Raw genomic sequence first — 19,614 nt, forward strand, 5'->3', positions numbered from 1 at the left:
GTCTCTGACGACAATCAAGGATTGATGATGTTCGACTCCGTGCGCGACGACCTGCGCGCCACCCTCGACGAGATCCGCGCCGCCGGTCTGCACAAGCCCGAGCGCGTCATCGGCACCCCGCAGTCCGCGACCGTCAACGTGACCGCGGGCGGCCGCCCCGGCGAGGTCCTCAACTTCTGCGCCAACAACTACCTCGGTCTCGCCGACCATCCCGAGGTGATCGCCGCCGCCCACGAGGCCCTGGACCGCTGGGGCTACGGCATGGCCTCCGTCCGCTTCATCTGCGGCACCCAGGAGGTCCACAAGGAGCTGGAGGCGCGCCTCGCCGCGTTCCTCGGCCAGGAGGACACGATCCTCTACTCCTCCTGCTTCGACGCCAACGGCGGTGTCTTCGAGACCCTCCTCGGCCCGGAGGACGCGGTGATCTCCGACGCCCTCAACCACGCCTCGATCATCGACGGCATCCGCCTCTCCAAGGCCCGCCGTCTCCGCTACGCCAACCGCGATCTGGCTGACCTGGAAAGCCAGTTGAAGGAGGCGCAGAGCGCCCGGCGCCGGCTGGTCGTCACCGACGGCGTCTTCTCCATGGACGGCTACGTGGCACCGCTGCGCGAGATCTGCGACCTCGCCGACCGCTACGACGCGATGGTCATGGTCGACGACTCGCACGCCGTCGGCTTCGTCGGCCCGTCCGGCCGCGGCACCCCCGAACTGCACGGCGTGCTGGACCGTGTCGACATCATCACCGGCACCCTCGGCAAGGCCCTCGGCGGCGCCTCCGGAGGCTATGTCGCCGCCCGCGCCGAGATCGTCGCCCTGCTCCGCCAGCGCTCCCGCCCCTACCTCTTCTCCAACACCCTCGCCCCGGTGATCGCGGCGGCCTCGCTGAAGGTCCTCGACCTGCTGGAGGCCGCGGACGACCTGCGGGTCCGGCTCGCCGAGAACACCGCGCTGTTCCGCCGCCGGATGACCGAGGAGGGCTTCGACATCCTCCCCGGCGACCACGCCATCGCCCCTGTGATGATCGGCGACGCGGGGCGGGCCGCCCGGATGGCCGAGCTGCTGCTGGAGCGGGGCGTGTACGTGATCGGCTTCTCGTATCCGGTGGTGCCGCAGGGCCAGGCCCGGATCCGGGTGCAGCTGTCCGCGGCCCACTCGACGGACGACGTCAACCGCGCGGTGGACGCCTTCGTCGCGGCCCGGGCCGAGCTGGCGGCCTGAGCGGCCTGAGCACCCCGGGCCTATTGCGATAATCGAGCCATGATCGAGGCGCGGCGGCTGCACATCCTCCGAGCGGTGGCCGACCACCGCACGGTGACGGCGGCTGCCGCCGCGCTGTATCTGACCCCGTCGGCCGTCTCGCAGCAGCTGGCGGCCCTGGAGCAGGAGACCGGCCACCGTCTGGTCGAGCGCAGCGCCAAGGGGGTACGACTGACCCCGGCCGGCGAGATCCTGCTCGGCCACACCAACGCGGTCCTTGCCCAGCTGGAGCGGGCCGAGGCCGAACTGGCCGCGTACGGCTCCGGCGAGGCCGGCACGGTCACCGTCGCCGCCTTCGCCACCGGCATCGCACAGGTGGTCGCCCCGGCCGTGGCCCACCTCGCCCGCACCGCCCCCGGCATACGGATCCGGGTCCAGGACGCTGAGGGCGACGCCAGCCTGCCGATGGTGCTGGACCGGCAGGTCGATGTCGCGGTCGCCGTCGAGTACCGCGGGGCCCCGCCCGCCGACGACCCCCGGCTCAGCCATGTGTCCCTGTACGCCGAGCCCTTCGACGCGGTCGTCCCGCTCCACCACCGCCTTGCCGGGGCGAGCGAGGTCCCCCTCGCCGAACTGGCCAAGGACCCCTGGATCGGTCCGTACCCCGGCAACCCCTGCCATGACGTGGTCGTCCTGGCCTGCGAGAGCGCCGGCTTCCAGCCCCGCCTCGAACACTCCTCCGACGACTTCCGGGCCGTGGTGGCCCTGGCCTCGGCCGACGCGGGCGTGGCCCTTGTCCCCCGCTCGGCCCTGCGCGGCATGGACCTGACCGGCGTCGTCGTACGCCCCGTCGACGGCACCGCCCCGACCCGCCGCGTCTTCGCGGCCGTACGACGCGGAGCCGAGGGCCACCCGCTGATCCGCCCGGTGCTGGAGGCGCTGGGCAAGGCGGCACGACTGTGAGCCTTCCCTAACACCGTCGTTTCACATCAGGGATATCGTCCCGTATATGAAACGAGACGCGCCGGACGCGCAGCGAAACGAAAGGGGCGCCCTCGATTCCGTCCCCGATCCCTCCATTCCCGGCCTGGATCCCGCCCCTGACCCCGTCGACGCCCGCCTGGGCAGCCGTCTCGCTGAACTGCGGGCCGAACACGGCTGGTCCCTGGGTGAGTTGGCGGAGCGCAGCGGAGTGAGCAAGTCCACCCTGTCCCGGGCCGAACGGGCCGAGACCAGCCCCACGGCAGCCCTCCTCAACCGGCTCTGCAACGTCTACGGGCGGACCATGTCCCAGCTGCTCAGCGAGGTCGAGGCGGCCCCCGCGCCGGTGCTGCGCGCGGCGGAACAGCAGATCTGGGAGGACCGCGCCTCCGGCTTCGTACGGCGGTCCGTGTCGCCGCCGCACGGGGGACTGCGCGGCGAACTCGTCGAGGGCCGGCTCGACCCGGGCGCGGACATCGCCTACGACCGTCCGCCGGTGCCCGGCCTTGAACAGCACCTCTGGGTGCTCCACGGGAGACTCGCGGTGACCGCGCAGGAGGTCGAACATCTCCTGGACACCGGCGACTGTCTGCGCCTGCGGGTGTGGGGGCCGACGCGGTTCCGGTGCGCCGGGCCGGGGGAGACGCGGTACGTCCTGGCGGTGGTGCGGCCATGACGGCGCTGCGCCTCACGGCGGCCCAACTGACTGCACGCATAGGCGAGTTGGCCGGGCTGCTGGCCGACACCGTGAACGGCGGCGCGTCCGTCGGCTTCCTCGCGCCCTTCGAGCGGGAGCGGGCCCTCGCCTGGTGGCAGGGACGGGTGGACGCCGTGGCCGCCGGGCGGCTCGCCGTCTGGGCGGCGCTGGACGGCGCCGACCGGGTCGTCGGCACGGTCAGCCTGGCCTTCCCCTTCCCCGGCAAGCCGAACAGCCGGCACCGCGCCGAGCTGGTGAAGCTGATGGTCCACCGCGAGGCCCGCGGCCAGGGCATCGGGCGGCGGCTGCTGGCCGTCGCCGAAGAGGCAGCGATCGCCGCCGGCATCACGCTGCTCCATCTCGACACCGAGACGGACAGCCCCGCCGAACACCTCTATCGCTCGGCCGGCTGGACCCGCGCCGGGGTCATCCCCGACTACGCGGCCGACCCCGGCGGGGTGCTACGGCCGACGACCCTCTACTACAAGCACGTCGGTGCTCTGACCAGCTGACTGTCAGTGGCAGGGGCTACGGTTCTGGGCATGCCGGAAGCCGAAGACGTACGCCGTGTCGCGCTGTCCCTGCCGGACACCAGCGAGAAGATCGCCTGGAGCATGCCCACGTTCCGGGTCGCCGGGAAGATGTTCGCCACGCTGCCCGAGAGCGAGACCTCCATCGCCGTGCGCTGTCCCAAGGAGGAGCGCGACGAGCTGGTGCTCGCCGAGCCGGACAAGTTCTGGATCGCCGATCACGAGGCCCAGTTCGCCTGGGTCCGGGTGCGGCTCGCCGCCCTGGAGGGCGAGGCCGAGCTGCGCGACATCCTCGCCGACTCCTGGAGACAGGCGGCCCCGCCCCGCCTCCTGGACTCCTACCCGGAGGTGGGGCTGCCCGGCCCGGACTGAGATCCACCGCACCTGCTCGTACCGCCCCGGCCTCCGGGCCGAGCCGTCACCCCGCCCGGACAAAAGCCGTGCGCGACCACCTGTCCGAGTGCGGTATTGTTTCCTTGCGCGTTTCGACCGGAGAAATCCCAGGTCAAACGGCACCGGGACGTGGCGCAGCTTGGTAGCGCACTTGACTGGGGGTCAAGGGGTCGCAGGTTCAAATCCTGTCGTCCCGACGGTGCGAAGGGTCTTCGCAGGCGGAAGCCTGGGAGGGCCCTTTTTCGCGTGGGCCGCTCCCGGCTTCCGGCCGTCGGCGTGATCGGCTCACTTCCGCCGTTCGAAGAGCCAGTCCCGGATTCCCTCGATGGTGGAGGCGGCCCGCCAGGTGCAGACGTGGTCGTCGACGCTGTTCTCCGCCAGGCCGCGCCACACCACCGTGCCCTTCTTCAGCGCCACGAAATTGACCGGGATGTTCTCGGCCTTCATCGCGGCGGCGTAGGGGGCGAATCCCGCGGGGGTGAGCTGCCCGTTCCCCGGAAGGCTACGTTCCTGCGCCGTACAGCCATTGCCGATCCGGTGGCCGAAGGGCAAGTCCTGACACCCGTCCGCCCCGACCGGTAACAGCGTCGCGGCTCCCGTCTCCGACCGGGGGCCGCGACGGTGCGCCAGTCGGCCGTCGGGGGGAACGCAGGATCTCCCGCAGCCGGCCGGCCGCGGGCGCCCGCCACGGGCCGATGCCGCGGCCCCGGCCTGGCAGCGTCCACAGGCGGATCAGACGGTCCTCGGCGGCCGCTTCCCGCAGGCACTCGGCCTCCTTGGCGTTCAACCCCGCCAGGGCCTCGGGGCTCGTTCCGGACGGCACCTCCACGGCGAACCTGACCAGGTACTCATCGCTGTCCGCCGCGACCGGGACCCCGCCCGGGCCCGGATCTCCACCGTGAAGACATGAGCCTTCGCCATGCACTTCTCGGTCTCCTGGCCGACCGGCCCGCCGGCGGCTGCTGTAGGGGGAGCCGAACCGGCTGGCGGAGGCCGGGCCGGCCGGCGTCTCGAGGGAGGGGCCGCGCCACAGCGAACCGCTGCTCAAGGTGTTCTACAAGCGGCTCACGGAGTTGAGATCCGGGCTTGAGCACGAGGACGGGCCGCTGACCGTCGACGGCCGGATCGCCCTCGAATACGGCCTGCGCGGGCCGAGATGGAACCGCGAGCGGGCCCGCTGGGCCGCCGAACAGCTCGGCTGATCACCGCCGGCGGCACCTCGGCCGTACTCAGCCCACGCACCCGACATGCGCCAGGGCCTGCTTCAGCAGCACCCCGTGACCGCCGGGCATCTCGCTCTGCACGGCCTCGGACACCGCGTCCTGCGGGCTGAACCACACCAGGTCCAGGGCGTCCTGGCGAGGCCGGCAGTCACCGGTCACCGGCACGACGTAGGCCAGCGACACCGCGTGCTGGCGTGGGTCGTGGTACGGCGTGACACCCAGCGTCGGGAAGTACTCGGCCACCGTGAACGGCTGCAGGGAGGCCGGCACCCGGGGCAGCGCGACCGGGCCGAGATCCTTCTCCAGATGGCGCAACAGGGCGTCACGGACCCGCTCGTGGTGCAGGACACGGCCGGAGACGAGGGTCCGGCTGACCGTTCCGTCCGGGCCGATGCGGAGCAGCAGCCCGATGCTGGTGACTTCGCCGCTGTCGTCCACGCGTACGGGCACGGCCTCCACGTACAGGATCGGCATACGGGCGCGAGCCATCTCCAGCTCGTCGGAGGACAGCCATCCGGGCGTGGTTTCGGTCATGTCAGACATTGCTTGATCATACTTTCCGGGTGGGGCACGCGCTCAGTCGCGGCCGGGGTCCGATACGGGAAGTCCGTAGAGGCGACGGGCGTTGTCGCGTCCTGTCCAGGCTGCGATCCTCACTGCGTCGGCCGTGCTCAGTTCGTCGGAGTCCACCCGTTCCTGGAGCAGTCCGGCCAGCCCCTGCCGGAAGGACAAAGCGCCGAGATGGTGGAACTCCGCCACACCATAGGCGTCCGAGCTGTACAGCAGTTTGCGGAACGGGGTGATCTCCGTCGCCTCCGCCAGGACCGCGGCCGCCCGGGCCGGCCCCACATAGTGCAGCGTGAGCCCCACGTCGAGGTGCACATGCTCGAACACCGTGGCCAGATAGGCGGCTTGGCGCTGGTACGGCCAGCAGTGCAGCAGGAGCACCGGGATGGTGCCCGCGGTCAGCCGCAGCCAGTCGGTGAGCAGGGCCGGGTCCGCCAGGTGCAGCCGTAGGTCCGAGTCCCCGAAACCGGCGTGCAGTTGGAGCGGCAGCCCGAGGGCGACGGCGGTCCACAGCAGATGGCGCATCAGCACGGGGTCCGTGAGCTTGCCGCCCCGCGCGAACCAGAGCGCGGCCGCCCGGGTCACCTCGGAGTACGTCGGCCGCGCAGGATCCAGGTCGAAGCCGGTGCGGTAGGCGGCGACCGACTTGACCGCGATCACTCCCGGCCGCCGTACCGCCTCCTCGGCCGCCGCGCGGAAGGCGGCGGCGTACTCGCCGGCGTCGATGCCCCGCGCGGCCACCTCCTCGGCGATGCTCTCCAGCCGTACCACCTCGTAGGCGGCGGCGCCGGACGTGTTCGCGAGGTCGGCGGGCGAGGTGACCGGGTGCGGGGCGTAGCCGGTGTCCACGCAGAAGGTCTCCGCGTGCGCGGCCGTGAGGAAACGGCGGTTGACCTCCTGCCACCCCAGTTCGGCGCGGCGCGCCAGGTAGTCGGCGGCGGGCGCGTGCCGGTCCAGGTCGAGCAGGGGCGCGCAGTGGCGTCGTACGGCCACGCCGACCGGACTGTCGAACGGCGACACGCCCGGCCAGACCGCGCCCTCCGTCAGCAGCGACTCGAACTCCGTCGGGTCGAGGTCGGCGGTGACCGCGCCGTGGCAGTGGTGGTCGACGAGGGGGAGCGCGTCGAGGGCTTCCCGGATCGCTCCCGCCATCAGTACTTCCAGCGGTAGGCAGCCGCCACCCCGGCCTCGTCGAGCCCGGCCACGGCCGCCGTCTCGCCTTCGCGTACGGCGACCACCGCGTCCGCGAGGACCGGGCCGAGGGCCGTGCACACCACCTCGTCCTCGCGGAACGCGTCGACGGCCTGCGCCAGCGAGGTCGGCAGCCGTCGTACCCCCCGGGCCACCGCCTCGTCCGGGATCAGCCGGGCCGGGTCGTCGACGACCTCCTCGGGGAGGGCCGTGCCGGAGGTGATGCCGTCGAGGCCCGCGACGATGGCGCAGCCGAGGGCCAGATACGGGTTGGCGGCCAGGTCGGCCGGCTTGATCTCCAGATTGGCGTCCTGGCTCTGGTGGCCTGCCGTGCCGGTGATGACCCGGACGCCGGTCTCGCGGGTCTCCCGGCCCCAGGCCGTGAACACCCCGGCCCACTGGGAGGGTTTGAGCCGCAGATAGCTGGCCGGGCTCGGCGCGATGACCGCCGTCAGCCCGGGCAGATGGGCCAGCAGCCCGGCCACGAAGGACTCGGCCTCGCGCGTCATGCCGTACCGGCCGCTGCCCCCGGCGTGCAGACTGACCCCGTGGCGCCAGACGGAGAGATGGAGGTGGCCGCCGTTGCCGACGCCCCGCTCGGTGACGGCCGGGGAGAACGAGGCCCGCAGCCCGTGCTTCTGTGAGATCGCGCGGATGGTCTGCCGTACCAGCACGCTCTGGTCGGCCGCCGCCACCGGATCCAGGGCGCCGGTGGACAGCTCGAACTGGCCGGGGGCGTACTCGGGGTGGAACTGGGCGACCGGCACCTCCTGCGCGTCCAGGGCCGCGAGCAGGTCGGCGGCGTAGTCGCTCAGCTCGATCTGCCGGGTGGCGCCGTATGCAGGACCCTGGGTCGCCGGGGCGAACTCGTCGGCCGGGGCGGCGGCCCGGCCGAGCGTCCACTCGATCTCGACGCCCGCCTTGAAGGTGAGGCCGTGCCGGGCCTCGGCGTCGGCGACGGTCCGGCGCAGGAAGGTGCGGCTGCACCCCGGGTGCAGGTCGCCCTCCTGGGTGATCCGGTCGACGGGGGCCCAGGCCCAGCCGGGCTGCCCGGCCAGCACCACCAGGCGGTCCAGATCCGGGTAGAGGCGCAGATCGCCGTCGGGCGAGCCGAGGACGTCGGTGCGGACGATCGCGTCGTTCGCGAGGAAGGTGTCGAACACCGGGGACATGCCGACGCCCCAAGCCACCGCCTGCTGGAGCCGCTGCCAGGGGACCGTCTTCACCCGGCAGATCCCGGCGGTGTCCACGTAGGCCAGCACGATCGCGCGCACGCCCTGCGCGGACAGCTCATGGGCGAGGGCATGCGCCCGGGCGAGATCACCGGGGCGCCCGCCGGGCACGGGGTCGACAAGGGGTGGCATACGACGTCCTCCTCGACGGGCTCGGATGCACACGTCCGGGTCAGGCTTTCACGGCGACCGCGCCGAACTGCGGCACCGGCGCGCCACTGCGAGCACGGCACCAGGCGGGGTGGCGTGGTCGTTCCACGACCGCACCGCCGCGATGTGGCATCCCCCTGGCCGTTTCCGGGTCCGTCAGCCGCATGAGGGACACTGGTGTGCGATTGCCGTCCCCGACCGGAAGCAGGACATGCCCGCCTCGCCCGCGTCCCTTCTCACCACGCCCGGCCTCCCCGCCGGCTCCGCCGACATCCGCCTCGTCGTCACCGACATGGACGGCACCCTCCTCGACGACGAGAAGCGCATCCCCGAGGGACTCTGGCCGATGCTGGCCGAACTGCGCCGCCGCGGTGTGCTGTTCAGCCCGGCGAGCGGCCGCCAGTACGCCACCCTGGCCCGGCAGTTCGCCGAGGTCGCCGACGGCATGGTGTTCATCGCGGAGAACGGCACCTACGTGGTGCGCGACGGCGTCGAGCTCAGCTCGGACGTCCTGGACCCGTCCGTCGCCGACGGCCTCGCCCGGACCGTACGGCGGCTGGTCGCGGACGGTGTCGACGTGGGCGCCGTGGTCTGCGGAAAGCGGTCCGCTTACGTGGAGCGCACGGACGAGGCGTTCCTCGCCGAGGTCCGCCGCTACTACGTCGAGCACCGGATCGTGGACGACCTCACCGCCGTCGACGACGACGTGATCAAGGTCGCGCTCTTCGACTTCGGCCCGGCCGAGCGCACCACCGCCCCGGCACTGGCCGGCTTCGCCGGCACACACCAGGTCGTGGTCTCCGGTGAGCACTGGGTCGACGTGATGAACCGCACCGCCAACAAGGGCACCGCCCTGCGCGGCCTCCAGCGCGAGCTGGGCATCACCCCCGCCCAGACGATGGTCTTCGGCGACTACCTCAACGACCTGGAGATGCTCGACGCCGCCGACTGGTCCTTCGCGATGGCCAACGCCCACCCGGACGTCATCCGCCGGGCCCGCCACCTCGCCCCCTCGAACAACGACAACGGGGTACTGCGCACCGTCGCCCGGATGCTGGGCCTCTGAGCCCGCTCAGGTGTGGCCGTTGCGCCAGGCCCAGGCGGCGATCTCGACCCGGTTCCGGGCCGGCAGCTTCAGCTGCACGCTGGACAGATGCGTCTTGACCGTGGACAGCGAGACGTACAGCTCGGCGGCGATCTCCGCGTTGGTGCGGCCGACCGCCACCAGCCGCACCACGTCCAGCTCACGGTCGGTGAGCGGCTCGGCCGGTGTCTCGGCGGGGGACACCCCGGCGGGCTCCGGGGCCGGGCCGGGTTGCTCGGTGAGGTGCTTGAGCAGGCGGACCGTCACCGAAGGCGAGACCAGCGAGTCACCGGCCGCGGCGGCGCGGACGGCCTCCGCGAGGAGGGTGGGTCCGGAGTCCTTGAGGAGAAACCCGCAGGCGCCGCCGCGCAACGCGCCGTAGACGTACTCGTCGAGATCGAAGGTGGTGACCACGACCACCCGCAGCGGGTCGGGCACATCCGGCCCGGCCAGCAGCCGGGTCGCCGCCAGACCGTCCAGCCTGGGCATCCGGATGTCCAGCAGGCACACGTCCGGGCGCAGTCGCCGGGCCAGCGCCACCGCCTCCTCGCCGTCGGCGGCCTCCGCGACGACCGTGATGTCCGGCTGGGCGTCCAGGAAGAACCTGAAGCCGGTACGGACCATCTCCTGGTCGTCGGCGATGAGGACCCGGATGGGCGGAGCGGAACTGGAGGCGGTCATAAGTCGATGATCCCTCAGTCGGCCGCAGGGGCGGATCCTGCGGTGACCCTCCGCGGCAGCGTCCGGCTCCCGCCGATCGCGGTGAACAGGGCCGGCGCCCCACCCCGTGGCCCAGACCGCGATCTGAACCGCGCCCGAGGCGCTGACGGTGCTGTCGCCGGCCAGGACCAGGAGCGGCAGGAACGTCTCCCGGGCCGGGCCCCGTTCAGGGCCCGTAGCGGTTGCCCGGCAGCCGCGGCAGGCCGTTGGACCCGCCGCCGGTCCAGCACGTTGGCGGCGGCGGTCAGGGGCGCCGAGGCGGTGACGCTCAGGAAGCTCATGGCGAGGGTGGCGGTGCCGAGCCGGTCGGAGACGGTGATGTCCTGCGCGTCGGCGTACGCCCGCGCTGTCGTCGATGCGGCGCATGGTGGGCGTGTTGCGGGACACCGGCCCCACGGCCGACCGTCGCTCGACGCGGCCGGCTTCCGCGTCCAGGCGGCCCTGAACTGTGCCGGCCGCCCTTGCCGCCGTCGCGCCACCGGGCGTCCGGATCCTCCCCGTACGCGGCGGACCTCAGGAACAGCGGCGCCAACTGCTGGCCAGGCTGCCCCACCCGCCGACGCAGGCGGTCACCCGCGTGGCGGCGGCCCTGCGCGCGGCGGCGCTCGACACGGACCTGCCGGACGGGCCCAAGTGAGCCTCCCGGAAGCTCAGTTGTTCTCGGCCGCGAACATCCAGCGCTGCTTCTCCAGGTCGGCTGTGATGGATATCAGCAGGTCCTGGGTGACCGGGTCGGGTTCGTCGGTCGCGGCGATGCGCTCGCGCAGCCGTCCGATCGCCGACTCAAGCGTCCGCACCATCAGGTCGACGACCTCGTCGTCCCGCAGCCAGCCGTCCTTGGCGCCGGGCAGCGAGAAGGCCGCGGCGATCGTCTCCGGGCGGCCGTCCGGTGCCACGCCCAGCGCGGCGGCGCGCTCCGCGACGGTGTCCGAGTAGGAGCGTGCGGTGGCGACCACCTCGTCGAGCTGGAGATGGATCGAACGGAACCGGGGCCCCACGATGTTCCAGTGCGCCTGCTTCCCGATCAGGGACAGCCCGAGCAGATCCACCAAGGTCTCCTGGAGAGCGGTCCCGGTGACCTGGAGCGCTCCCTCGGGCAGCGTGCTCTTCACCACGGTCATGCGCGTGTTTCCCTTCTGTGCTGTGGTCGCAGCTCGGGTGCCCCCGCTGAACAGGCACAAACGGACAGACGCAGGGCCGATCAGCGAGACGGTACTTACCTCATCGGCTTGTCCGGACATAGCATCGGTCACCGCATGAACACCATGACCCTCTGGCACATATCCGGCTGGGAGTTCGCCGCCCTGGCCCTCGCCGCGCTGCTCGTCGGCTTCTCCAAGACCGCCGTCAGCGGGGCCAACACCGTCAGCCTCGCCGTCTTCGCCGCGATCCTCCCGGCCCGCGCCTCCACCGGCGTCCTGCTCCCGATCCTGATCGCGGGCGACGTACTGGCCGTCGCCACCTACCGCAGACACGCCCACTGGCCCACGCTCTGGCGGCTGTTCCCCGCGGTCGCGGCCGGCGTGGTGATCGGGACGCTGTTCCTGGTGTGGGCCGACGACAAGGTGGTACGGACCTCGATCGGCGCGATCCTGCTGCTGATGGCCGCTGTCACCCTGTGGCGACGGCGCAGGGCCGACAGCCCCGACGACCCGGACGCGGTCACCACCCGGGCGGGCCGGGTGAAGGCCCGTTCGTACGGCGTCCTCGGCGGCTTCACCACGATGGTCGCCAACGCGGGCGGCCCGGTGATGTCGATGTACCTGCTGTCGGCGGGCTTCCGGAAGCTCGGCTTCCTGGGCACCTCGGCGTTCTTCTTCCTGATCGTGAACGTCTCCAAGGTCCCCTTCAGCGCCGGCCTCGGTCTGATCGACGGCAACTCGTTGCTGCTCGACGCCGCGCTCGTGGTGTTCGTCGTCCCCGGCGCGCTCCTCGGCAAGTGGGCGGTGGACCGGATCAATCAGCGGCTGTTCGAGCAGCTGGTCATCGCGGCGACGGTCGTCGGCGGTCTCCAGCTGCTCCTTCGCTAGCCGGTCCGGCGGCCCGGGAATGCGACCGCGGGAGGCGTTGTTACAGCCATCGTGATTGACATGCTCGGATCAGTGATCCCGGGTGTGGGCGAAGGGAGAACCTCATGGCACGCAGTACCGCGCGTCCCGTCGTCAGGCTGAAGTCGACGGCCGGGACCGGAGTCACCTATGTGACCCGCAAGAACCGCCGGAACAACCCCGACCGGCTGGTCCTGCGCAAGTACGACCCGGTGGCCGGCGCGCACGTGGACTTCCGCGAAGAGCGCTGAACCGCCGAGTACGACCGGGCCCGAACCCACCGCAAACACCACCGGACCGAGGCCCCAGGAAGGAAAACCCATGAAGCCCCGCATCCATCCCGACTCCCGGCTCGTCGTCTTCCGCGACCGCGCCGCGGACATCGCTTTCCTGACCCGCTCCACCACCGACTCGTCCCGGACGATCGAGTGGGAGGACGGCAACACGTACCCGGTGGTCGACGTCGAGATCTCGTCCGCGTCGCACCCCTTCTACACCGGCAGGGCGCGGGTCCTGGACAGCGCCGGCCGGGTGGAGCGTTTCGAGCGCCGCTACGGCCGTACTGCCGCCGCCCGCGGCTGACCCGGCCCGGCGGCCGACACGAGGAGAACAGAACCATGAAGGTGCGCAAGTCCCTGCGCTCGCTCAAGGCCAAGCCCGGCGCCCAGGTGGTCCGCCGACGCGGCGTGGTCTACGTGATCAACAAGAAGGACCCCCGTTTCAAGGCCCGCCAGGGCTGACGGGAGTCACTTCCCACGACGGCCGCCCGGCCCCTCCGCCGGGCGGCCGTCCCGCGTCCCGGCCGCTCCGCAGGGCCCCGTACGCTCGCCCCATGTCCCCGCACGTCCTGATCCTCGGCGGCACCACCGAGGCCCGCGAACTGGCCGCCGCGCTCGTCGTGCACCCCGGTGTCCTCGTCATCACCTCCCTGGCGGGGCGCGTCGCCCGGCCGGGTGCGCTGGCCGGGGAGGTGCGCGTCGGGGGCTTCGGAGGGGCGGAAGGCCTCGCCGACTGGCTTCGCGAACAGCGCGTGGACGTCCTCGTCGACGCCACCCACCCCTTCGCCTCGACGATCACCGCGAACGCGGCCCTGGCCGCGGCGCGGGCCGGCGTCCCGGCCCTGGTGCTGCGCCGCCCGGGCTGGCGCCCCGGCCCCGGGGACCGCTGGCACCTCGTCGCGTCCCTGGCCGCCGCGGCGGACCTGCTGCCGCGCTTCGGCCCCCGCGTCCTCCTGACCACTGGACGCCTGGGCCTGTCCGCCTTCGCCCACCTGACCGACCGGCACTTCGTCGTCCGCTCGGTGGAGCCGCCCGAGCCCCCCATGCCCCCGCACACCGAAGTGCTGCTGGCCCGCGGACCGTTCACGGTGGCCGACGAGACCGCGCTGCTCCGCGAGAACCTGATCGACGTACTGGTCACGAAGGACAGCGGGGGAGCGGCCACGGCCGCCAAGCTCACGGCCGCACGCGAACTGGGCCTGCCGGTGGTCGTCGTACGCCGCCCACCGCTGCCGGCCGGGGTGACGGCGGTACCCGATGTGGCGGGTGTACTGGAGCGGCTGGGGCTCGGCCCCGCGTGACGATCGAGCCCTGCGGGCCGAAGCCGCACCGAGCCTGACCACGGCGGTCGGGGCCTGGGGCCGGCCGACGGCACGTTGCCTGGCCGCGGGCGCCGAGGCGCGCGTCCGGTTGTCGGGGTGCCGAGGGTGCCGTGGTTGTCGGGGCCTGGGGTGGGCCGATGGCCGGGTGTCTGGCTGAGGGCGCTGAGGCGCGTGTCCGGCTGTCGGCGTGGCTCGCCTGGCCGTGGTTGTCGGCCCGTGGCCAGCCGCCGAGGCTCGCACCCGGTCGCGGAGGCGTGTGTCCGGCTGTCGGGGTGTCGAGGGTGGCCGTGGTTGTCGGGGCCTGGGGTGGGCGACGGCACGTCCGAGGTGCCTGTCCGGCTGTCGGCGTGGCTGGCCCGGGTGTTCGTCGGGGCCTGCGATCGGCCCACGGCACGTTGCCTGGCCGTGGTCACGGGGACCACGGTTGGCCGACGGCACGTCGCCTGACCGTGGTAGCCGAGGCCTGGGCCCGGCCACCGAGGCCTGTGTCCGGCTGTCGGGGTGCTGAATCCGGCCGTGGCCTGGCCGCACCGTCACGGCTCGTGCGCGGAGGTCAGGCTGCCTTGGTGGCGGTCGGTTCCGACTCCGCTGTGTGGTCGGACTACCGTCGCATGCCGGAGTGGCCCACCGGGTACCGCTCAGCCCTCCTTCGGAACCTCCGGGTGGCGGCGCAGCAGATATGTGTCCATGATCCAGCCCTTGCGCTCCCGTGCCTCGGCCCGCAGTCGCTCGATTCGCGGGCCGGCCTCGGCGATCGGGCCGGAGACCAGGATCTCGTCGGGGGTGCCGATATAGGCGCCCCAGTAGATGTCGATGTCCTGGTCCTCGTACTGCCGGAAGGCCTGGTGCGCGTCCAGCATCACCACCACGTCGTCCACACCGTCCGGAAGCCCTTCGGTGAGCCGCCGTCCGGTGGTGATCTGCACCGGCCGGGCCACCCGGTTCAGCCCCGTGCGATGCCGGGCCACCAGCGCCGACACACTGCTGATCCCGGGCACCACGTCGTACTCGAACGCCACCGCGCCGCGGACCAGCACCTCCTCCAGGATCGCCAGCGTGCTGTCGTACAAGGAGGGATCGCCCCACACCAGGAAGGCGCCGGTCTGCTCCGCGCCGAGTTCCTCGCGGATCAGCCGCTCGTAGATGTCCGCGCGGGCGCTGCGCCAGTCCCCGACGGCCGGTGAGTACGCCCCGCCGCTCGCGGCCCGGTCCCGGTCCGGGTCCCGCGCCTCGACCAGGCGGTAGCCGCCGTCCGGTATGTGCGTGTCGAGCATGTCCCGGCGCAGCTGGGTGAGGTCGCTCTTGACCTCGCCCTTGTCGAGAAGGAAGAACACGTCCGTGCTCTTCAGCGCCCGGACCGCCTGGAGGGTGAGCTGGTCGGGGTCGCCCGCGCCGATACCGATGACATGAATCTTTCGCACGCCCCCGAGTCTGCCGCATGCCACTGACAGCGGATCACCCCGGTGCTACCGGGTGCCGCGCAGCCGGGGTGCTTCGTCCCCCGCCTCGACGCTCCCGGCACCGCTCTCCACCCGCCCGGCCAGCTCCCGCGCCCACTCGGCGAGCCCGTCGAGCTCCATGCCGTACGGCCGCCGGACCCCGCTGCCGGCCGCCCACTCCCCGACCGCGCCCGCGCCGCGTCGCAGCAGCCGCGCCCCGCCGGCGACGTTCCCGCGAGCCGTGTGCGTGAGCCCCACGGCCAGCTGGGCCAGCCCCCGCCACAGCGTCCGCTCCTCCTCGGGCCCGGACTTCCAGGCGTCCTCGAACACCTCGTGCGCATGGAAGGGCTTACCGGCGTCCAGCAGCGCCTGCGCCTCGGCGACGGTCTCGTCCGGAGTCCGTACGACCCCCTCGGCCTGCCGCTCGACGCCCGGCGCGCCGTACGGCAGCGGCCGCCCCAGCCCGTCCCGCGGCCGTGCGCTGCGCGCCCGCCCCTCGGCGTCCCGGTCCCGTGCCCCTGCCCCGGTGTTTCCCATACGGCCCATACGATCGATTGTCCCCCTCCCCACGTCCCTCTTTCGGCGCGCCCAGGGACGTGGGGTAAAGTAACGTCCGCGTGATCACGCGGGTCACCGCGAGTGAGCGCACCGGGACGTGGCGCAGCTTGGTAGCGCACTTGACTGGGGGTCAAGGGGTCGCAGGTTCAAATCCTGTCGTCCCGACGGTGCGAAGGGTCTTCGCAGGCGAGAGCCTGTGGGGGCCCTTCGTCTCTGTGGGTCGCTTCCTGTTTCGCCGTGGAGCATGCCGCTCATCCTCACGGCACCTCCTGACCGCGGTACTCGCTCATCGCGTCGATGAGCCAGCGCGCCAGGTAGTCGGCGAACGAGGACCGCGGGAAGAGCCGGTACGTCGGCTCGTCGTCGACCTGCCAGAGCAGGACCGCGACCGGGCCCACCGTGGTCGACACCGCCCGGCCGGGGCCGAAGGCCCGGGGGTGCAGATCGAGCGGGCAGCCCTTCTCCAGCACCTCGCGGGCGGACGGGCCGGTCAGCTCCAGGGTGGTGCGGTTCGCCGAGACGTCCACGACCGAGCCCGGGTCCGCTCCGAGTGCCTCCCGCAACTCGGCGGCCACAGCGGTCGCTTCGGCCTGGGACAGCACGAGCCATTCGTCGGGGCCGAGCCAGACGACCGTGTGAGGGCCGGACGCGGTGGTGTGGCCGCACTGCCGCGGAAGGGCTGCCCCCAGGGTCTTCTCGACGCGGTCGGCCGCTTCGGAAGCGGGGTCGACGCGCAGGTTCACCATGGTGATGAAGGGCCACTCGGCCAGCGCGACTCCCCGAGCGCCGGTGACGGTCGCGGCGCGCATCCGTTCCTCCAGGTGCGCCAGGGGGCTGGTGCGCAGCGCCACCGGGCCGGAGCCGGTCCACTCAGCCATCTCGCTTGGTCCCTTCGGGGTCGTAGAGGACGAAGTCGGTCACCTCGACGGGCACCCGGTCCTCGCCCACCGGGGCGAGCAGGGTCTCGCCGATCCTCGCCCGCCCGTCGGCGACGAGAGCGAGGGCGAAGGGGCGGCCGAGGGCCGGGCTGTGGTAGCTGGAGGTGACATGGCCGAGCATCGGCACGGGCACCGTCTCCAGGGCGGTGTCCGGCGCGATGAGCTGGGTGCCCTCGGGCAGCCGGGTCGTGCGGTCGCTCGGCAGCAGGCCGACCAGTTGCTTGCGGTCGGTGCGGGAGGTGTCGGTGCGGGAATAGGACCGCTTGCCGATGAAGTCCTTCTGCTTCGAGACCACCCAGGACATGCCGGCGTCCTGCGGGGTGACCGTGCCGTCCGTGTCCTGGCCGACGACGATGTAGCCCTTCTCGGCCCGCAGGACGTGCATGGTCTCGGTGCCGTACGGGGTGATGCCGTACGGCCGGCCCACCGCGTACACCTCCTCCCAGACCGCGAGCCCGTACCAGGCGGAGACGTTGATCTCGTAGGCGAGTTCGCCCGAGAAGGAGATCCGGCAGATACGGGCCGGAACGCCGGACGCCAGGGTGGTCTCGCGGAAGGCCATGAACGGGAAGGCCTCGTTCGACAGGTCGACCTCGGGGGCGAGACGGGCGACGACCTCGCGGGACCGGGGGCCGACGACCGCGATCGTCGCCCACTGCTCGGTCACCGAGGTGCAGTGGACGTCGAGTTCGGGCCACTCGGTCTGCAGCCACTCCTCCAGCCAGTCCAGGACACCGGCCGCACCGCCGGTCGTGGTGGTCATGAAGTAACGGTTCTCGTCGAGGCGCAGCGTCACACCGTCGTCGAAGATCATGCCGTCGGGCTTGCACATCACGCCGTAGCGGGCCGTGCCGGGCTTCAGCTTCTTGAAGGCGTTCGTATAGACGCGGTTGAGGAACTCACCCGCGTCCGTGCCCCGGATCTCGATCTTGCCGAGGGTGGAGGCGTCCATGAACGCCACCCCCTCACGCGCGGCACGGCACTCGCGGGCCACGGCCTTGTCCATGTCCTCGCCGGGCCGCGGGTAGTACCGGGGACGCTTCCACTGCCCCACGTCCTCGAACACCGCCCCGTTCGCCACGTGCCAGCCGTGCACGGACGTCGTGCGCTCCGGGTCGAACAGCTCGCCGCGCTCCCGCCCGGCCAGGGCGGCGAACGCCACCGGTGTGTACGGCGCCCGGTAGGCCGTGGTGCCGATCTCCCCCAGGGAACCGCCCAGCGCCTCCGCGATCACACCGATGGCGTTGACGCCGGAGGTCTTGCCCTGGTCGTTCGCCGTGCCGAGCGAGGTGTAGCGCTTGACGTGCTCGACTCCGCGCATGCCGGCGCCGGTGGAGCGCCGGACGTCGGCGACGGTGACATCGCGCTGGAGGTCGACGAAGTGGCTGTCCCAGCTGCCGGGTTCGCCGTCGGACGCGGGGACCACCCACAGTGCGCGCGTGGGGCCCGGGGCCTGGGCAGGGGGCAACGGCGGAACGGGCACCGGGAATCCGGCGTCCGTCGCGGCCCGCGCACCGGCCCGCGCCCCTTCGGCCACACAGCCGTCGAGGTCGTACGTCCCCCGGGCCGCACCGACGACCTGCTGGTCCCGTACCGTGCCGTCGGGCACGAAGGCGACCAGGTCCTCGTCCCAGCGCAGCCGGCCCTGGCGTTGGCTGTGCAGATGCACCACCGGGCTCCAGCCACCCGAGACGGCGAGCAGATCACAGTCGAACGACTCGGCGGCGCCGCTGAGCTGACCGTTCGCGTCGAGGGCCTGGACGGCGACGCCGGTGAGCCGTCGCTCGCCCGCGGTGGAGACCACCGCGCTGCCCGTGAGTACCCGCACACCAGTGGCCACGGCGACCTCGGCAGCCCGCGGGGACAGCTCGGGGCGCGCGTCCACGACCGCGGCGATGTCGGTCCCGGCCGCGTACAGATCGGCCACCGTGTCATAGGCGCTGTCGTTGGTGGTACTCACGACGACCCGTGAACCCGGCACCACGGCATACCGGTTGAGGTATGTGCGCACGGCCCCGGCGAGCATCACCCCGGGCCGGTCGTTGCCGGCGAAGACCAGCGGACGCTCATGGGCACCGGTCGCCAGGACCACCTGGTGGGCCCGGATGTGCCACAGCCGCTGGCGGGAGACACCTTCGGGTGCATCGGGGCCGAGGTGGTCGGTGCGGCGCTGGAGGGCGAGCAGGTAGTTGTCGTCGTAGGAGCCGAACACCGTGGCGCGCTGGAGTACGACGGCCTCGGGGGAGGCGTCGAGTGCCGCGCGCACCTCAGCACCCCTTGAGAACAGCGAACCGCCCGGCTCGGGCTGGTCGTCGACGAGGATCACCCGGGCGCCGGAGCCGGCCGCAGCGGCGGCGGCCGCGAGCCCGGCAGGGCCGGCACCGACGACCAGCACGTCCGTGTGCACGTACTTCTTGTCGTAGACGGCCGAGTCGGGCGTCGGGTCGAGCCGGCCCATCCCGGACAGTGTGGTGGCGGACAGGCCGTCGTACAGCTCGACCGTCGTGGCCGGCAGCATGCCCTCCGAGCATGAACGGCCCACCTGCAAAAGGGCGTTGGGCTCCTCGACCCCTGCGGAGACGATGCCGCGCGGGCGACCGCGGTAGATCGACGGGGCCACCTCGACGAGACCGTTGGCCAGCATCGCCGAGGCGACGGTGTCTCCGGGATGTCCGGTCAGCTCCCTTCCGTCGACGGTGAACCGCAGCACGCGGCCACGGTCGATACGGCCCCTTTGCGGCAGCCGGAATCGCTGGTCGGTCATCGGTCGTTCCCTCCGGCCTGGGGCAGTTCGGGTCGGGGCTCGTCGAGCCGGTAGGCGGCGAGCACCTCGTAAGTGACGGTGTCGCGCAGGACGTTGAACCAGCGGCGGCAGCCGGTGCTGTGCATCCACCGTTCGGCGAAGGGCCCCTTGGGGTTGGCGCGGTAGAAGACGTACTCGGCCCACTGCTGGTCGGTGAGGTCGGCGGGGGACTCGGGGTAGGGGACATGGGCCTGTCCGCCGTAGCGGTACTCGGTCTCGTCACGGGGACCGCACCACGGGCAGCTGATCAGCAGCACGAC

At 72.3% G+C, this 19,614-nt stretch carries 24 protein-coding genes, 2 tRNA genes and 1 pseudogene; 15 read left to right on the forward strand and 12 right to left on the reverse strand.

What is annotated here, in order from left to right; translation table 11 throughout:
- Positions 1–27: 27 nt before the first annotated feature.
- From ABTY98_RS14010 to ABTY98_RS14035, 6 genes are all read left to right on the forward strand, one after another.
- Positions 28–1,221, forward strand: coding sequence for a glycine C-acetyltransferase (locus ABTY98_RS14010; RefSeq protein WP_352221323.1), 1,194 nt, complete (start codon positions 28–30; stop codon positions 1,219–1,221).
- A 39-nt stretch (positions 1,222–1,260) separates the two neighbouring features.
- A complete protein-coding gene (locus ABTY98_RS14015) occupies positions 1,261–2,163 on the forward strand; it encodes a LysR family transcriptional regulator (protein WP_352221136.1) in 903 nt (300 codons plus the stop codon).
- A 46-nt stretch (positions 2,164–2,209) separates the two neighbouring features.
- Entirely contained in the window at positions 2,210–2,857 is a 648-nt protein-coding gene (locus ABTY98_RS14020; RefSeq protein ID WP_352221137.1) for a helix-turn-helix domain-containing protein, read from the forward strand.
- Positions 2,854–3,390 carry a GNAT family N-acetyltransferase gene (locus tag ABTY98_RS14025; RefSeq protein ID WP_352221138.1) on the forward strand — a complete coding sequence of 179 codons (537 nt, stop codon included), beginning with the start codon at positions 2,854–2,856 and terminating at the stop codon, positions 3,388–3,390. Before ABTY98_RS14020 ends, ABTY98_RS14025 begins: the two co-directional genes overlap by 4 nt.
- A gap of 30 nt (positions 3,391–3,420) precedes the next feature.
- The gene (locus tag ABTY98_RS14030) at positions 3,421–3,780 is read left to right on the forward strand and encodes an MmcQ/YjbR family DNA-binding protein (protein WP_352221139.1); all 360 of its coding nucleotides are present in this window, start codon (positions 3,421–3,423) and stop codon (positions 3,778–3,780) included.
- Between the two features lie 144 nt (positions 3,781–3,924).
- Positions 3,925–3,998: transfer RNA gene (locus ABTY98_RS14035), tRNA-Pro, on the forward strand.
- Positions 3,999–4,086: 88 nt separating this feature from the next.
- On the opposite strand, the gene ABTY98_RS14040 is transcribed toward ABTY98_RS14035, so the two are convergent.
- The gene (locus tag ABTY98_RS14040) at positions 4,087–4,353 is read right to left on the reverse strand and encodes a hypothetical protein (protein WP_352221343.1); all 267 of its coding nucleotides are present in this window, start codon (positions 4,351–4,353) and stop codon (positions 4,087–4,089) included.
- The gene (locus ABTY98_RS14045; RefSeq protein WP_352221140.1) at positions 4,304–4,726 is read right to left on the reverse strand and encodes a muconolactone Delta-isomerase family protein; all 423 of its coding nucleotides are present in this window, start codon (positions 4,724–4,726) and stop codon (positions 4,304–4,306) included. Before ABTY98_RS14045 ends, ABTY98_RS14040 begins: the two co-directional genes overlap by 50 nt.
- 124 nt (positions 4,727–4,850) lie before the next feature.
- On the opposite strand from ABTY98_RS14045, the gene ABTY98_RS14050 reads away from it, so the two are divergent.
- Positions 4,851–5,003, forward strand: coding sequence for a hypothetical protein (locus ABTY98_RS14050; protein ID WP_352221141.1), 153 nt, complete (start codon positions 4,851–4,853; stop codon positions 5,001–5,003).
- 27 nt (positions 5,004–5,030) lie between these two features.
- Here the strand turns inward: ABTY98_RS14050 and ABTY98_RS14055 are convergent, their stop codons facing one another.
- Genes ABTY98_RS14055 through ABTY98_RS14065 form a run of 3 tightly spaced genes read right to left on the reverse strand, consistent with a single transcriptional unit; the run spans position 5,031 to position 8,146 of the window.
- Complete coding sequence (locus tag ABTY98_RS14055; RefSeq protein ID WP_352221324.1) at positions 5,031–5,558, reverse strand: NUDIX hydrolase family protein; 528 nt, start codon at positions 5,556–5,558, stop codon at positions 5,031–5,033.
- Between the two features lie 42 nt (positions 5,559–5,600).
- A complete protein-coding gene (locus ABTY98_RS14060) occupies positions 5,601–6,743 on the reverse strand; it encodes an amidohydrolase family protein (RefSeq protein WP_352221142.1) in 1,143 nt (380 codons plus the stop codon).
- Positions 6,743–8,146, reverse strand: a complete 1,404-nt coding sequence (locus ABTY98_RS14065) for a type I glutamate--ammonia ligase (RefSeq protein ID WP_352221143.1) — start codon at positions 8,144–8,146, stop codon at positions 6,743–6,745. Before ABTY98_RS14065 ends, ABTY98_RS14060 begins: the two co-directional genes overlap by 1 nt.
- Positions 8,147–8,375: 229 nt before the next feature.
- Between ABTY98_RS14065 and ABTY98_RS14070 the strand changes: the two genes are divergently transcribed.
- A complete protein-coding gene (locus tag ABTY98_RS14070) occupies positions 8,376–9,230 on the forward strand; it encodes a Cof-type HAD-IIB family hydrolase (RefSeq protein ID WP_352221144.1) in 855 nt (284 codons plus the stop codon).
- A 6-nt stretch (positions 9,231–9,236) separates the two neighbouring features.
- Here the strand turns inward: ABTY98_RS14070 and ABTY98_RS14075 are convergent, their stop codons facing one another.
- Positions 9,237–9,929 (reverse strand): response regulator, encoded by a 693-nt coding sequence (locus tag ABTY98_RS14075; protein ID WP_352221145.1) that lies wholly within the window; start codon positions 9,927–9,929, stop codon positions 9,237–9,239.
- 484 nt (positions 9,930–10,413) lie between these two features.
- On the opposite strand from ABTY98_RS14075, the pseudogene ABTY98_RS14080 reads away from it, so the two are divergent.
- Positions 10,414–10,605 (forward strand): annotated as a pseudogene (locus ABTY98_RS14080) (transcriptional regulator); the annotation flags it as partial.
- A 13-nt stretch (positions 10,606–10,618) separates the two neighbouring features.
- Here the strand turns inward: ABTY98_RS14080 and ABTY98_RS14085 are convergent.
- Entirely contained in the window at positions 10,619–11,089 is a 471-nt protein-coding gene (locus ABTY98_RS14085) for a Dps family protein (protein WP_352221146.1), read from the reverse strand.
- Positions 11,090–11,224: 135 nt separating this feature from the next.
- Here ABTY98_RS14085 and ABTY98_RS14090 point away from each other — a divergent pair, with 135 nt between their 5' ends.
- From ABTY98_RS14090 to ABTY98_RS14110, 5 genes are all read left to right on the forward strand, one after another.
- Complete coding sequence (locus tag ABTY98_RS14090; RefSeq protein ID WP_352221147.1) at positions 11,225–11,998, forward strand: sulfite exporter TauE/SafE family protein; 774 nt, start codon at positions 11,225–11,227, stop codon at positions 11,996–11,998.
- Between the two features lie 104 nt (positions 11,999–12,102).
- The gene (gene rpmG / locus ABTY98_RS14095) at positions 12,103–12,267 is read left to right on the forward strand and encodes a 50S ribosomal protein L33 (RefSeq protein ID WP_093497749.1); all 165 of its coding nucleotides are present in this window, start codon (positions 12,103–12,105) and stop codon (positions 12,265–12,267) included.
- Positions 12,268–12,337: 70 nt separating this feature from the next.
- On the forward strand, positions 12,338–12,598 hold the full coding sequence (locus tag ABTY98_RS14100) for a type B 50S ribosomal protein L31 (protein WP_352221148.1): 261 nt from the start codon (positions 12,338–12,340) through the stop codon (positions 12,596–12,598).
- A 35-nt stretch (positions 12,599–12,633) separates the two neighbouring features.
- Complete coding sequence (gene ykgO / locus ABTY98_RS14105) at positions 12,634–12,756, forward strand: type B 50S ribosomal protein L36 (RefSeq protein ID WP_046728129.1); 123 nt, start codon at positions 12,634–12,636, stop codon at positions 12,754–12,756.
- 92 nt (positions 12,757–12,848) lie between these two features.
- The gene (locus ABTY98_RS14110; protein WP_352221149.1) at positions 12,849–13,595 is read left to right on the forward strand and encodes a cobalt-precorrin-6A reductase; all 747 of its coding nucleotides are present in this window, start codon (positions 12,849–12,851) and stop codon (positions 13,593–13,595) included.
- Positions 13,596–14,254: 659 nt separating this feature from the next.
- Here ABTY98_RS14110 and cobF read toward each other — a convergent pair.
- Both cobF and ABTY98_RS14120 read right to left on the reverse strand, forming a co-directional pair.
- Complete coding sequence (gene cobF, locus ABTY98_RS14115) at positions 14,255–15,037, reverse strand: precorrin-6A synthase (deacetylating) (RefSeq protein ID WP_352221150.1); 783 nt, start codon at positions 15,035–15,037, stop codon at positions 14,255–14,257.
- A 45-nt stretch (positions 15,038–15,082) separates the two neighbouring features.
- Positions 15,083–15,592, reverse strand: coding sequence for a DUF309 domain-containing protein (locus tag ABTY98_RS14120; protein WP_352221325.1), 510 nt, complete (start codon positions 15,590–15,592; stop codon positions 15,083–15,085).
- Between the two features lie 112 nt (positions 15,593–15,704).
- Here ABTY98_RS14120 and ABTY98_RS14125 point away from each other — a divergent pair.
- Positions 15,705–15,778, forward strand: a tRNA-Pro gene (locus ABTY98_RS14125).
- A gap of 92 nt (positions 15,779–15,870) precedes the next feature.
- Here ABTY98_RS14125 and ABTY98_RS14130 read toward each other — a convergent pair.
- Genes ABTY98_RS14130 through ABTY98_RS14140 form a run of 3 tightly spaced genes read right to left on the reverse strand, consistent with a single transcriptional unit; the run spans position 15,871 to position 19,611 of the window.
- Positions 15,871–16,491 carry a sarcosine oxidase subunit gamma gene (locus tag ABTY98_RS14130; protein WP_352221151.1) on the reverse strand — a complete coding sequence of 207 codons (621 nt, stop codon included), beginning with the start codon at positions 16,489–16,491 and terminating at the stop codon, positions 15,871–15,873.
- Positions 16,484–19,315, reverse strand: coding sequence for a sarcosine oxidase subunit alpha family protein (locus ABTY98_RS14135; RefSeq protein ID WP_352221152.1), 2,832 nt, complete (start codon positions 19,313–19,315; stop codon positions 16,484–16,486). The genes ABTY98_RS14130 and ABTY98_RS14135 overlap by 8 nt, the downstream gene beginning before the upstream one ends.
- Entirely contained in the window at positions 19,312–19,611 is a 300-nt protein-coding gene (locus tag ABTY98_RS14140; protein WP_352221153.1) for a sarcosine oxidase subunit delta, read from the reverse strand. The genes ABTY98_RS14135 and ABTY98_RS14140 overlap by 4 nt, the downstream gene beginning before the upstream one ends.
- Between the last annotated feature and the right edge of the window lie 3 nt (positions 19,612–19,614).

Source organism: Streptomyces sp. NPDC096040, assembly GCF_040303265.1.
Classification (GTDB): domain Bacteria; phylum Actinomycetota; class Actinomycetes; order Streptomycetales; family Streptomycetaceae; genus Streptomyces.